The organism is Paenibacillus sp. NN59 (genome assembly GCF_057597225.1).
In genome coordinates this window covers 3,125,254-3,137,904 of the sequence record NZ_CP199678.1, presented here as the reverse complement: position 1 = coordinate 3,137,904, position 12,651 = coordinate 3,125,254, and the positions used below count along the sequence as shown (strand labels likewise).

Genomic DNA, 12,651 nt, shown 5'->3' with positions numbered 1-12,651 from the left:
AGTGGAGCATCCATTCTTTCTAAATTTACGCAAACAAAAAGAGAGTCATTTCGACTCTCTTTTACGCTGCTATAGTTCTCAAATGAATGCTTACTTTAAGCTCTTTCCATTCCTTTTTTCTTCCGTGTTGCTGCAATTTGTGTCATGATCATTAGAATGATGATCACCATCATTCCAATCATAGCAGGTGTGAAGCTATGTGAAGCATCATGAATCCAGCCTAGCAATATTGGACCCATCGCTCCAATCACATATCCAGCAGATTGCTGCATCGCTGACCAAGAAGTAGCATCGTTCACATTGGTTGTAGAATCAATCGGTAACATCAGGTTTAAAGTGAACAAGCCCCCTGCCCCAACTCCAAAGAGTATAACGGAAACCATCGGCATGAAATTCATCATCAATAAAACCAACCCAACAATCATGAACAGAGATTCACCAACCAACCATACTCTTCTTGAAGGAAAGTTCTTCAATAATACAGGAAGTACAAAGCTAATCGGAATTTGGATGACAACAAATATGGTCAGACAAAGCGTTGCATAGGATTTGCTATACCCCATTTCCTGAATCATCAACGGGAGCCACGCTGTAAAAGAATAAAACAACATCGCCATTAATCCAAATGAGAGCGTAATCGTCCATGCTCTTCTATTTCCCCAGGGAAGTTTGATTTGCGGACGTTCTTTTATTCCACTCACATGAGCAGATTCAGATCGCGGTTTCACCATGATCCACCACATGATCGTTGCTACAAAGGCAATGACTGCCCACCCTCCTACTGCGATCTGCCAAGAATTGAAATATGCCTCTAAGGGAATGGATACCATTGAACTGCCCGCAGCCCCTACAGTGATTGCAATACTATAGAGTGCAATCATAGATGGAACATGATCGGGAAAATACTTTTTTATAAAGCCTGAAGTTAACGGGCCAATCGAAGCGATCCCGATACCTACGATCAATGCAGATAAAAGTAAAACGGACGTAGACTGTGTAAATAGCCGAGTGGCTATTCCGATTCCCACCACAATCAGGGAATATCCAATGATTAGCTCTATTCCCCATCTCCCACTTGCTTTGACGGCAAAAGGTGAAAATACGCCCATACATAATACAGGTATTGACGTTAGCAAACTGGCTAGTGCAGCGCTCATCCCCAAATCTTCCCGAATCGTATCTAGCAGTGGAGATATAGAATTAATAGCTGGGCGCAAATTCAATGTAGCAACAAATAATGCAATAATTAAAAATATACTTTTTTTTCTCATCTTCTACTCCCGAAACAAACTGCTCCCGTTGCTTTCAATGACATCTTTGTACCAGTGGAAGGACTTCTTACGATAGCGTTCCAATGTTCCTGAACCATCATCATGGCGATCTACATAGATGAATCCGTACCGTTTTTTCATTTCTGCAGTTGTGGCACTCACCAAGTCAATGCAACCCCATGATGCATATCCCATTAATTCAACACCATCTTTAATGGCTTCAGCGACTTGAAGCAAGTGCTCCTTCAAATATTTAATGCGATAGTCATCAATAACGGTTTTGTTACCATTTTCGTCCGTAATCAGTTCATCTACGGCTCCTAATCCATTTTCAACGATGAACAATGGCTTCTGATAACGATCATACATCGCATTCATGATGTACCTTAAGCCTTGAGGGTCAATCTGCCAACCCCAATCACTCGCAGTCAAGAGCGGATTAGGAACACCACCAATCAGGTTTCCTTCTCCTTTAATTTGCTTGGCAGGATCAGCCGTTTCGCAACTGCTTTGATAATAGCTAAAGGAAATAAAATCAACGGTATTTTTCAAAATTTCTTCGTCACCAGGCTCGAAATGAATGGTAATTCCGTTATCTTTCAAATAACGTTTCATGTAACCCGGGTAATAACCACGCACGTGAACATCCGTAAAGCCTGTATTCTTATGATCCGCGTCCATCACTTTGATCATATCATTAGGGTCAGGAGTCAACGGGTAAATCGGCATAGCAATGACCATACAACCAATTTTGAAATCCGGGTTAATTTCGTGCCCAATTTTAACCGCCAGTGCACTTGCAACAAACTCGTGGTGAACCGCTTGGTACAGGGCCTGTTTGCTAAGTTGATCCTTAGGGGTCTTAATCCCGCCACTTGCAAACGGGTGTTCAAGAATCGAATTAATCTCGTTAAATGTGAGCCAATACTTCACTTTGTTTTTGTATCTTTCAAAAATGGTTCGCACATATCGTTCATAGAAATCGACCATTTTTCGGTTCGCCCAGCCATCGTATTCTCTAACGAGATGTAACGGAGTCTCATAATGAGAGATTGTAACTAAAGGTTCAATCCCGTATTTCAGGCACTCGTCAAAGAGATCATCGTAAAATTGGAGACCTTTTTCGTTTGGCTCAAGTTCATCCCCTTTCGTGAAGATTCTGGACCAAGCTATCGACGTACGAAAAACTTTGAAACCCATTTCGGAAAGGAGTTTAATATCCTCTTTATATCGGTGATAGAAGTCAATCGCAAATAACTTCATATTATCCTCTGTCGGTTCATTCGTCGGAGGTGTCTGAATGCCGTTTGGCATGATATCCTGAATGGAAAGTCCTTTTCCATCTTCTTGATATGCACCTTCTATTTGGTTTGCAGAGACGGAACCTCCCCACAAAAAACCGTTAGGAAATTGAAATGTTTTACTCATTTGGTAATCCACCTTTCTTTTAAACCTTCTGCGGATCTGGATATAAAACGAATCACGCTGTATCGGTTTTTTATCTTGTATTTGTTTTCACAACTTATGTTACATAGTTTAGTGCATAAAATACATGTTATTTCGTATTTAGTACAAGGTATCAGAGATTCACATTTGTAACATAAAAGTAACACAGTGTTTCAGAAGCTTAATACGTGCAAGCTCAAGGGTAACTGCATTCAACTACGCCATCATAGTTATGTAACAAAATAAAAAAAGCCGCCAAAATGACGACTTCATCCATGATAAGTTATTTCATATCTACAAAGTTCTGGAGACTTTCCTTAATCTGATTCGTAACTTCGTGACCATGATACGTAATCACTTTTTTAATATCAAGCTCTAACAGTTTGGCAATTGACTCTAGCGCAGTCGTATGATCCAAAGTTTGCTCGTCATTAAAGGACAAGAGACGACCATCTTCCGCATTTAAAGCATCACCAGCAATTAACGTTTGGCTCGGGATATGATATAGCGACATATGATCTGGTGTGTGTCCTGGTGTAAAGACGACTTGAATACCACCTGCCAAGGGCAGGATATCTCCATCCTTTAAAGCGGTATGAACGTGCACAGACGGTGCGAAATCTTTACTTTTAATAAGCGGAACGGTTCCGGTCAAATAGGGTACCGTTTCCTCATGCGCAAGTATCGTCACCTCGCTCCCTCTTGCCTCAACTAATTCCGGCAGACTGCCAATGTGATCCCCATCTTGATGCGTGATGATGATATGCGTCAGCTTATTGAAACTGAAATTCTTCTTTTCGAGTAACGTACGAATTTGTGCCAATTGCCCAGTAATGCCCGTATCAACGAGCACTACATTCTGTTCATCCCATAACAATGTTGGATATACTATAAATGGTTCTCCATAATATTCCATTTCAAGCTTTATCGTTTTGATTCCGGTATTCGGTTGAGACATAGACATTCACTCCTTGAATTCGTAAAGATATTATATTACTTAAAGTAAGTCAGAAGTCAACACTTTTTCAGCTCACTCTCTTATTGGTTTGGTACTTAATGCTACAAACATAGCTAAAAAAGATGCCTTCTCTTCTTCTTTTTTGTACGTTTTCATTTGAAAATGAAAGAAACCCAAGGTTATAATTCACCCGGGTTTCTCACTATTTAGTGCTGTATTCAGAATGACTCGCAACTTATAGTTCATCATCCATATGATCTACTCCCCACTTGCATAGCTCTTGCAGAGCAGGGATGAGGGACTTGCCACGCTCTGAAAGGTAATACTCAACTTTAGGCGGTACTTGTGAGTATTCATGGCGTGTAATGAGCGAATCAGCCTCCAGCTCTTTTAATTGATTACTGAGCATTTTGTGTGTAATTCCTTGAAGCGCTCTTTTCAACTCACCATAACGCATAATGTCTTCCTTCAGTAGTAAAAATAAGATATGTAATTTCCATTTACCACTAATTAGCGATAAGGTATACACAAATGATTCATTGCTGTCTTCTTTTTCATTTTTTGTTTTACTTGGAATCATCTAATACTCTCCTTTTGGATAGTATCTCACTAAAAAGTGCATACTATTCTTTTTTTATGCTTGCATTATACTATACATCAGTGTTCAACAAGAAAATAAGCTAATAATGAAAAGGTGAATAAATAATGGCAATTAAGCCTGTTGATTTAAAGAAAGCATACCGTTTATTGCAAGTAGGTCCAACAACCATGATTTCTGCTAAACACGATGGGATAGAAAATGTAATGGCAGCCGCTTGGGTCGGTCTGGTGGGAAATAATAAAGTGATGGCATACATCGGCAAACAAGCTTTCACACGTGAACTCGTTGAAAAGAGTGGTTACTATGTAGTACATGTTCCAACTTTTCAACAAATGGAAACGGTCTTGTATGTTGGTGAGCACAGCGCTAAAGGAATGGACAACAAACTTGAACATATCCCAATCTTTTACCAAGAAGAGTTTGATTTACCACTAGTTGAAGGTTCCGCTGGCTGGCTAGTATGCAAGGTTATCCCCAATTCTCAAAATGAACAAGAACTTGATCTTTTCATGGGTGAAATTGTCGGTGCTTGGAGTGATGATCGAGTATTCAACAACGGACATTGGATTTTTGATGATGCTCCTGATGAATTACGTACAGTACACTATGTGGCTGGCGGTCAATTCTATGCGATTGGAAAAGGTACTAAATTTAATCACGGACCTGGTAAAGACTAAATTACATCCGTAAAGAAAACTCTCAACTTCCATTTTGGTTACATGAAATGATCAAAGAGATAATATAAATTTTCTCAGTACGAACAGGGGAATCTTTTTTGAAATATACAAAAAAACACAAAAAAAGTAGCTACTAATAGCGACTCTTTTTGTGTTTTGGGGTTAAAGCTAAGTTCATCTTTCACTATTAATGATAAGTCAAATTCCGATTAAAAGCATATTCAATGGTTAAGGAAGCTAGTAATACTTTACAATGAAAGGGTTAGCTCATCGCAGGCTGAAGTGATTCCAGCAGTTGTTTAATCTGCTCATCATACTCCAGTTCAAATGATGGAAGAATCTCATCCAATCTTTGCTGGAACAAATCAGAATCATGTACACCAAGCTCTGCCCTTAATTCCATCTCCTCTTCTGAACCATTATCGTCCAGAATCATATTCAGCACGTCACAATTAAAATATTCACTTGGAGGAAGGATCAGCGCATTCATCAGGAATTGCATAGAGAAGAGATAGTTGTCTTTTTCCTGATCCGCTTTTTCCATCGCTTTCTTCGTAAATAAGTTGATATATTTCTGACCAAAAGTAACTCCTTTCAGTTCGTAAGGTCCTCCATGTTCCACCCCTTTCCAACGCATGTCAGCCACAGAACTAAGCCACCAAGCCGGTTCGATGGCCTGCTGCATACGCTGTAACGCCTTACGCTCAAACTGTGGTTCATGTTGTATGCGCTGTTCTTCCAGACATTTGCCTATCGTCTCGGCTTCAATCGCCGCAACAGTTATGCCTTGTCCGTGAATAGGATCAAAACCACACAATGCGTCACCCAGAACGAGTAAGCCCGAAGGCCAATTCTCCATCAGTTCAAAATGCTGACGAACAGACTCGGAAATACGGTATCCTCTAGGCCCTTGCAAGGGCTCTAATTGCTCCATAAGTCCGACGATTTTATCTGCTGCAAACAGATGTTTGATTTGTTCTTGAAACTCCTCCGGCTGAGTAGACGGGTATTCATCTCCTCCTGCATTAAAAAGAATGAGTCCAACAATATCATCCTCAATACGCGTAAATATACCTGCACGAATACCTCGCTCAGGATCGGAGTCCGACATCACCCATTCGTTCGGAATGGAGCCTTTTATTTTGTAATACCGGGTACTGTAACCAAGAGATACCTTAAGCACTTCAGGCTCTGGTACTGTTAATCCGATCTTATTAAGCCATCTGATGATCTTGGAGGAACGTCCAGAAGCATCAATAACCATATTTGCTGGAATTCGCTCTTCCTTCTTTTCTCCGCTTCTTTCTTTGGTATAAACGCCGGTAATGGCACGCTGATCTTCAGATACGATTAGTCCAGTCACTTCTTTGTTTGTTAAAAAGCTGATCTGAGACATATTCTGGATTCGCTTGCGCAGCACCCATTCCAGTAAAGCTCTGCTACACGATGCAATTTCAAACGAAGAAGAGTCCTCCTTGTTGACTAATGTGCCGTATCGGTTAGCAATCAGGAACTGCTCATCATGTGAGGATATCGCTCCCATTTGAATTAATTCATCATTGTATCTCGGGAAGTAATGCTCCATAATAAGTGCGCCACGTGGTTGTACACGGTGTGGATGAAATGATTGAGGAACACCCTGCCTGTTATCTGGATTCAAAGGGAACTCATCCCTTTCAATCACACATACCTCGTCATAATAGTCAGCTAACATTCTTGCAGTAATCAACCCTGCAATCCCTGCCCCAATGACTATCGCTTTTTTCATGTCAGACATTTCAACTTCATCCTTTCTTCAGAATTATATTGAATGTACGGTTGTAGATCACTAAAAATATTACTTATAATACCAATATATAATCAAAATCTCTCTTATGTAAGAATCAATATAAAGACGCTGTATAGTTAAACTACGATAACCAGGAGGTGTAGATGAAATTATAGAGAAAAAGGTTGATTTAAGAGTTGCCCGAACTAAAAAGTTGTTAACCACTGCCTTTAAAGATCTGTTATCCGAGCAAGGACAATCATTCAGTAATATCACGATTAATGAAATATGCGACAGAGCGATGGTTCACCGTACCACATTTTACAAACATTTCGAGGATAAATTTGCACTGTTACACTCGACACTAACCTGGGTGCTTCAGGATTATTTACACATGAATATAGAAGATCGGCTACGGCAGCCCTTGCAAAGCTTATCCAGATTCATGTTGGAGAATTTATTAGAACCGATTGTTCAAAATCAGAAGAATGATAAAGGATTTACTGATTTTTTCAAAACTTATATCGGAGATATTTCCAGAAGAGATTTTCTCGAACTAAAACGAAGAGGTAAACAGCTTTCAGCTCCAATTGAACTTTTAGCCGAATATCATTCAGGAGTCATTAGTTTACTTGTGACGTGGTGGATATATCATCTTGAAGAAGATATTACGGCAGAACAGATGGATGAGTATTATTATCAAATGGTTAATGAGAAAATCATGTTGGAATAGCAAACAACTCACTTTCAAATCAATGGCTGATTTTAGAGTGAGTTGTATTTGCTTCATTTGGCTAATCATCAACATTCACATACTTTCCTCCAGCCATTGCTGCAAAGGAATATCCTCTGTCAGTTCACCGAGCAAAATATGGCTAAACTGTCCCGCTTGGTCAATAACCATTGTGGCTGGTAGGCCAGTGATACGGTACAGCTTGGATACTTTGCCCGTTGCGTCAATGATCACTGGAAAATCGAACTGATGACTTTTCATAAACTCGTTAATTGTGCCCTTGCTCTCCCCCACGTTAACAAACAGTGTCTCCACCTTATTTTGATTTTGCTGCGCTAGCTCGTGAACCAAGGGCATCTCTCTTACACATGGCGTGCACCATGATGCCCAGAAGTTAATCATCACGGCTTTGCCCCGGTAATCAGACAACTGGACTTGCTCCCCTTTGGAATTAACTGCTGTAAAATCAGGAGCCTCGACTCCTGTACGAATTGGATTGCTACTTTTCGAATCAGAGTCCGATAAATTTGTCAGCACAGCCCATATACCTGTAGCCAATGCTGCCAGTGCAATCAACATCGTAACAACCCGTCTTATTTTCGACCCTGTCTTTTTTTGTCCGTCCTGTTGTGCACTGTTCGTATCCATACTTTGCGGCTTGTTTTGCATGTTCACATCACCTTCACTTTATTCCCAGACTCTGATGAAAAGCAGCATGAAGTGAACCATACTGATTCCGAATATCTTCTACAGTACCTTCCCCGACATTACACCCCTGATTCATAAACATCACCTGATCTGCGATATCATTCGCCACTTCAAGCTGATGTGTGGAGAACACAACCATATGCCCTTGATGTTTGATACCTCTCAGCAAATGTACGAACTCCTGCATCCAGAAGGGATCTAGTCCATTGGTAGGCTCGTCCATGATCAGAAGAGCAGGCTTTGCAAGCATCGCCTGAGCAAACAATACACGCTGGCGCATCCCTTTGGAAAAGGTCGTTACCCGTTTATGTTTTTGCCCGTCAAGTCCAACCATCACTAATACTTCCTGCACCCTATCTCGGGGAAGTTTACGCAGAGATGCCCAGAATAATAAAGATTCCTCGGCCGTAAGACCTTGGCTGAACTGATAATCATCCGGCATATACCCAATCTGATTCGCATACCGCTTGCGATCCTGTGACCAACGTACGTTATTCACCATAATTTCCCCTGACGTTGGACGCAGAATGCCTGCCAGCATACGTAGCAAGGTGCTTTTGCCTGCACCGTTCCCGCCGCATACGGCAAGTACCTGACCAGAACCAAGTCGGAAGGAGATATCATCTACAATTTTTTGACTTTTGATTTGTTTGTCTAAACCGTTCACGATAACTTCCGCTTCAAGCACGGGAGCGCCCCCTTTCCCATATAACGTAAACAACAAGGATCGAGCAACTCACCCATAACAAGCACATTCCAACAAATATGGCACTGCCGCTTGGCTGTTGCACCCAGGTAACCCATTGATAATACTCAGGCCCCAGTATAGAACCGCCACCGAGCTTGATCACAATAAACAGCCGTACCAATTCAGCCGGGTTCAGAAAAGTTAACACCACCAGCAACGGTTTTATCCAGAGGTACGGCATTAGCCCTAATATTGCAAGTAATAATGTAGGCCAGCCAATAACGGCGAAAAACCAGATCGATACGGAAATCGTTAAAGCTTGCCAGCGATTGCGAGACAGTGAGCCGATCAGCAATGCAACACTTAGGAATAACAGCACAAGTCCACAAGAAAACGCTAAAAACAGTAGATAGGTCAGTAGATCGATCGGATTGCCAAGCAACCCGCTAACTAGCCCCATCAGGCCGTAGCCAAATGTCACGATGAGTAGCAGCACCGCGGCTAGTCCGAGATATTTGCCTGTAATGAACGATAACGTACCGATGGGATACGTCGATAGAAGCTGCCAGCTTCCGTCTTCCTTTTCAGCAGTCAATGAGAATGAACCCAGAAAAAGCGTCATCAGCGGCAAAAGATAGAGGATAAGGTTCAGCATAGAACCTGTCGTGCCCGAGTATCCTTCTACTGGATTCTGTGCATTTAGTAGTAATAAACTTAAGCTAAATGTGCAAAAAAGAACGAGAAACGAATACGACCAGGGGTTACGAAACCCCGTTTTCAACTCTCTTTTTGTTATTTGTAACATATCAGACATCGGCTTCAGCACCCCCCATCAGCATCAGTGGTTGCCTGATCCTTCTTTCGACTCACCTTCTTGATGCATATCTTTGCTCATATCTTCACCCATATCATGCTTCGAGCCTTGATCCGTCCCGCCCTCATCGTGACCATGTCCGTGCCCGTCTCCGTCCATATTCATGTTATCCATATTCTGAGTCCAATCGTGAGAAGCAAGTTCATCCGCAGTCATAACCTTGCCTACCCCCTGCTCGGCTACGAAAGCCTCGGCAGAAGCTTTATCCTTGAAGTTAACAATGCCATACGCCATGGGTGTTCTGAGTGAAGGGTCATATACATAAGTCGCTTTATTGAATTCGATCCATTCCTTATCGTTATAATCACGCACATAGTCCATGCCAATGTTGTCTGTGCCATTTTCTTTTTTCCATTCATTCATGCAGCCAAGGTCATCGAACTTGAAGTTTTTACCGTCCTTCGTTGTAAGCTGTGTGGCAAACGCATCATCCTTCACCTGCATGTTACAGATCGCACAGATATCCACGTCCTCATTAATGGGCACAGCCGCATACTTCTGCCCACAAGCCGTTAACATCAAAGTCCCTAACAGCAACACCATTGCCAAAATCCATCGTTTATTCATTTTCTCCATACCCCCATATAGATCATCGTACTAGCAGACAAACCAAGTAAAAGTAAACTGATTATCATAACGGGACTAGACCAGGTTCCCACATTTGTTCTAGCTGTCCCGGATGTTCCCGATGTTGCTGCAACTTCAGTATGCTTTTTCACAATGCTCATCTGCGGTGACTCGTCTGTTGTCCAATTGCTTTTCCCTTCCGAGTGCAGTTCACTCAGAAAGACCATGCCCGGTGATTGAAAAAATAGCTGGTACGCTGCATTTCTGCTTATTACTTGTTCGTAGAACGGGTTGATCGCATAGGAAAGCTCGCTGATTCCATCCTGATTCAGATCCAACCCCTGAAAGGAATCCCAATAGTTTTCTTTCAAAATATTATCCTTGCTGTCCATTGTCGAGGCATCAATAACGTTGGAAACAAATCGATTTTGCGTAAATTGATTTCCCTCAGCGAGCACCATCTGGATTCCAACGAAATTACTGATTAAGCCGTTGTCATCAATTTCATTGCCTGAGGACTCAGCGATATTCATGCCCACACGATTGCCCTCTACTGTATTGCTGTGGATCTTGGACTGATGCACGTCATAGAGCAAAATACCTTGCGAATGAACATTTGAACTTTGTTTGCGAAACGTGTTGCCTGATACAACCGTATTTTTAACACCCATGATCATGGCACCTGTCATGTTACCTTCTCCTGTGTTATTCGTAACAGATGATCCATCGATATACATGCAATGAATACCGTACCTGGTTTGCATGAAACGATTATTGTTCACCGCTACGTTTCGGCTGTTCTCCACATAGATGCTATCGAGCACACCCTCAATCTGATTCCCTTCAATCCTACTGTTATGCGAATTGTAGAGATCGATCCCGTTGCCTTTTTGACTGCTGGATGCTGTGCTTGCACCTGCCCATTCAATCGTATTATTTCGTATTACAGAAGTAGCTGCATCACGCAGAAGCAAACCAGCCCCCTTGGTACGAATCTTAAGGTCGGATATTTCGTTATTGCTGCCCGTAATCTGCACAGCTGCTGCTGGTTGACGACCGTTATGTTCGATTGTAAACCCTTCCAATTTCACACCTTCCGCCTGAATGGATATCGCACTTTGTTCCTGTTCATTATGGATGGTAACCGAATCATCCCCAATTAGAGTGAGTGCTTTAGAGATGAGAACGGGGCCTTCATATCGACCAGGTTCAAGATGAATAACCGCTCCGGCATCCGCTTGGTCTATAATGGGCTGAAGTAGGACGGATTCACGATCTCCAGTGACTCCAGTAGCATTCACGGTAGTTTGAAACACTAGAAGGAGGCTCAGTCCGATCACGATCAGAGTATTCGCTGCAAGCCTACGGATATTGAATCGTTTATTACTGTTCATATTTTTGATTGTATTTTTGTTATTGTTCTTCCATCGATCTCTCACGTTCAGAATGTATAAGCCCCCAATTCTCCTGTATTTTGCATCCATATCATCACCACGTTCCTCCAGTTCCTTCTTATTGTTGTCACAGTATCGTGTGATCCCAGTCCTTCACACAGTGTATCGAAAATGATAAATTTCCCATATAGCCCCATCAGGCTATAGCTTGCTTACTTTTGTGTCCAAATTGTGATTGAATGAAAAAAAGCCGCCAAATTGGCGACTTTAGTAAGTTTCAACTTATGCAAATCGATAGGTCCAGAACCGCTCACGTCCAAAGCGTGCTTGAAGTTCTTCGTCGTTCAGCTTGCGATTACCAAGCAACTCTGCGGCTTGAAATTGCGAGCGGTGGGCACGAATCGAAGCCAGCTTTTGCGCCAGAAATTGGGAGACATCTACGGTTACATCTGGCTTGCCAATATGCTGCTCATGATTATTAGAAAAAGCTACGCAGTGAACGACAGGACGCTCTTCCAGCGGTAGACGGCTAACAACCCTGATCACCGCAGCTCCTGTCGCATCATGATCGGGGTGAACACTGTATCCAGGATAAAATGTAAAGATCAGTGATGGCTTAATCTCCTCAAGAAGAGCCATAATGCTGCCATCGAGCAATTGAGGATCTTCAAACTCTACCATTTTATCATGAAATCCGAGCATTCTTAAATCTTGAATACCAATCGCACTAGCCGCTTCAATAAGCTCATCTTTGCGGATAGATGGCAGGGTCACGCGGTTCGCGAACGGCGGAATACCCATGTTACGTCCCATCTCACCCAGCGTCAGACAAGCATATGTAACGTGTGCTCCAGAATCAATGTATTTGGCTAACGTGCCCGATACGGAGAATGCTTCGTCGTCTGGATGAGGATAAACCACCAGGATGCGTTGATGCTCATCGTGTGCATTCTTTGTCATATGTTG

The 12,651-nt window shown here is 42.1% G+C and carries 13 protein-coding genes and 1 pseudogene; 3 read left to right on the top strand and 11 right to left on the bottom strand.

All coding sequences use genetic code 11. The features are described from left to right. Window positions 1–95: 95 nt before the first annotated feature. The 4 genes from ACT89M_RS13945 to ACT89M_RS13930 form a co-directional block, all read right to left on the bottom strand. Window positions 96–1,271: an MFS transporter gene (locus ACT89M_RS13945; RefSeq protein WP_308721844.1), complete on the bottom strand. Its 1,176-nt coding sequence runs from the start codon at window positions 1,269–1,271 to the stop codon at window positions 96–98. A gap of 3 nt (window positions 1,272–1,274) precedes the next feature. After that, on the bottom strand, window positions 1,275–2,699 hold the full coding sequence (locus ACT89M_RS13940; RefSeq protein ID WP_154889215.1) for a glycoside hydrolase family 1 protein: 1,425 nt from the start codon (window positions 2,697–2,699) through the stop codon (window positions 1,275–1,277). Between the two features lie 301 nt (window positions 2,700–3,000). Next, window positions 3,001–3,675 carry an MBL fold metallo-hydrolase gene (locus ACT89M_RS13935; protein ID WP_154889217.1) on the bottom strand — a complete coding sequence of 225 codons (675 nt, stop codon included), beginning with the start codon at window positions 3,673–3,675 and terminating at the stop codon, window positions 3,001–3,003. Between the two features lie 235 nt (window positions 3,676–3,910). After that, window positions 3,911–4,255: a winged helix-turn-helix transcriptional regulator gene (locus tag ACT89M_RS13930; RefSeq protein WP_154889219.1), complete on the bottom strand. Its 345-nt coding sequence runs from the start codon at window positions 4,253–4,255 to the stop codon at window positions 3,911–3,913. Between the two features lie 125 nt (window positions 4,256–4,380). On the opposite strand from ACT89M_RS13930, the gene ACT89M_RS13925 reads away from it, so the two are divergent. Further along, window positions 4,381–4,953 carry a flavin reductase family protein gene (locus ACT89M_RS13925; protein WP_487345293.1) on the top strand — a complete coding sequence of 191 codons (573 nt, stop codon included), beginning with the start codon at window positions 4,381–4,383 and terminating at the stop codon, window positions 4,951–4,953. 262 nt (window positions 4,954–5,215) lie between these two features. Here the strand turns inward: ACT89M_RS13925 and ACT89M_RS13920 are convergent, their stop codons facing one another. Further along, window positions 5,216–6,721, bottom strand: a complete 1,506-nt coding sequence (locus ACT89M_RS13920; RefSeq protein WP_487345292.1) for an NAD(P)/FAD-dependent oxidoreductase — start codon at window positions 6,719–6,721, stop codon at window positions 5,216–5,218. A gap of 214 nt (window positions 6,722–6,935) precedes the next feature. Between ACT89M_RS13920 and ACT89M_RS13915 the strand changes: the two are divergent. Beyond that, a pseudogene (locus tag ACT89M_RS13915) lies at window positions 6,936–7,067 on the top strand (TetR/AcrR family transcriptional regulator); the annotation flags it as partial. Between the two features lie 48 nt (window positions 7,068–7,115). Further along, window positions 7,116–7,454 (top strand): hypothetical protein, encoded by a 339-nt coding sequence (locus ACT89M_RS13910; protein ID WP_244159198.1) that lies wholly within the window; start codon window positions 7,116–7,118, stop codon window positions 7,452–7,454. Between the two features lie 75 nt (window positions 7,455–7,529). On the opposite strand, the gene ACT89M_RS13905 is transcribed toward ACT89M_RS13910, so the two are convergent. The 6 genes from ACT89M_RS13905 to bshB2 all read right to left on the bottom strand — a co-directional run bounded on the left by ACT89M_RS13905 (window position 7,530) and on the right by bshB2 (window position 12,645). Next, entirely contained in the window at window positions 7,530–8,123 is a 594-nt protein-coding gene (locus ACT89M_RS13905) for a redoxin domain-containing protein (RefSeq protein ID WP_308721847.1), read from the bottom strand. A 13-nt stretch (window positions 8,124–8,136) separates the two neighbouring features. Beyond that, entirely contained in the window at window positions 8,137–8,850 is a 714-nt protein-coding gene (gene ccmA / locus ACT89M_RS13900; RefSeq protein WP_253494706.1) for a heme ABC exporter ATP-binding protein CcmA, read from the bottom strand. After that, window positions 8,843–9,664, bottom strand: a complete 822-nt coding sequence (locus ACT89M_RS13895) for an ABC transporter permease (protein ID WP_154958632.1) — start codon at window positions 9,662–9,664, stop codon at window positions 8,843–8,845. Before ACT89M_RS13895 ends, ccmA begins: the two co-directional genes overlap by 8 nt. A 24-nt stretch (window positions 9,665–9,688) precedes the next feature. Further along, entirely contained in the window at window positions 9,689–10,291 is a 603-nt protein-coding gene (locus ACT89M_RS13890; protein WP_244159196.1) for a nitrous oxide reductase accessory protein NosL, read from the bottom strand. After that, window positions 10,288–11,685, bottom strand: a complete 1,398-nt coding sequence (locus ACT89M_RS13885) for a right-handed parallel beta-helix repeat-containing protein (RefSeq protein ID WP_341180852.1) — start codon at window positions 11,683–11,685, stop codon at window positions 10,288–10,290. The genes ACT89M_RS13890 and ACT89M_RS13885 overlap by 4 nt, the downstream gene beginning before the upstream one ends. Window positions 11,686–11,967: 282 nt before the next feature. Next, a complete protein-coding gene (bshB2, locus tag ACT89M_RS13880; RefSeq protein ID WP_154889229.1) occupies window positions 11,968–12,645 on the bottom strand; it encodes a bacillithiol biosynthesis deacetylase BshB2 in 678 nt (225 codons plus the stop codon). Between the last annotated feature and the right edge of the window lie 6 nt (window positions 12,646–12,651).

Bases quoted from the DNA above. Each gene is read 5' to 3' on its own strand.
- ACT89M_RS13895 (WP_154958632.1), bottom strand. From the start codon at position 9,664: ATGTCTGATATGTTACAAATAACAAAAAGAGAGTTGAAAACGGGGTTT.
- ACT89M_RS13925 (WP_487345293.1), top strand. From the start codon at position 4,381: ATGGCAATTAAGCCTGTTGATTTAAAGAAAGCATACCGTTTATTGCAA.
- ACT89M_RS13940 (WP_154889215.1), bottom strand. From the start codon at position 2,699: ATGAGTAAAACATTTCAATTTCCTAACGGTTTTTTGTGGGGAGGTTCC.
- ACT89M_RS13945 (WP_308721844.1), bottom strand. From the start codon at position 1,271: ATGAGAAAAAAAAGTATATTTTTAATTATTGCATTATTTGTTGCTACA.
- ACT89M_RS13930 (WP_154889219.1), bottom strand. From the start codon at position 4,255: ATGATTCCAAGTAAAACAAAAAATGAAAAAGAAGACAGCAATGAATCA.
- ACT89M_RS13910 (WP_244159198.1), top strand. From the start codon at position 7,116: ATGAATATAGAAGATCGGCTACGGCAGCCCTTGCAAAGCTTATCCAGA.
- ACT89M_RS13890 (WP_244159196.1), bottom strand. From the start codon at position 10,291: ATGAATAAACGATGGATTTTGGCAATGGTGTTGCTGTTAGGGACTTTG.
- bshB2 (WP_154889229.1), bottom strand. From the start codon at position 12,645: ATGACAAAGAATGCACACGATGAGCATCAACGCATCCTGGTGGTTTAT.
- ACT89M_RS13885 (WP_341180852.1), bottom strand. From the start codon at position 11,685: ATGAACAGTAATAAACGATTCAATATCCGTAGGCTTGCAGCGAATACT.
- ACT89M_RS13920 (WP_487345292.1), bottom strand. From the start codon at position 6,721: ATGAAAAAAGCGATAGTCATTGGGGCAGGGATTGCAGGGTTGATTACT.
- ACT89M_RS13905 (WP_308721847.1), bottom strand. From the start codon at position 8,123: ATGCAAAACAAGCCGCAAAGTATGGATACGAACAGTGCACAACAGGAC.
- ACT89M_RS13935 (WP_154889217.1), bottom strand. From the start codon at position 3,675: ATGTCTCAACCGAATACCGGAATCAAAACGATAAAGCTTGAAATGGAA.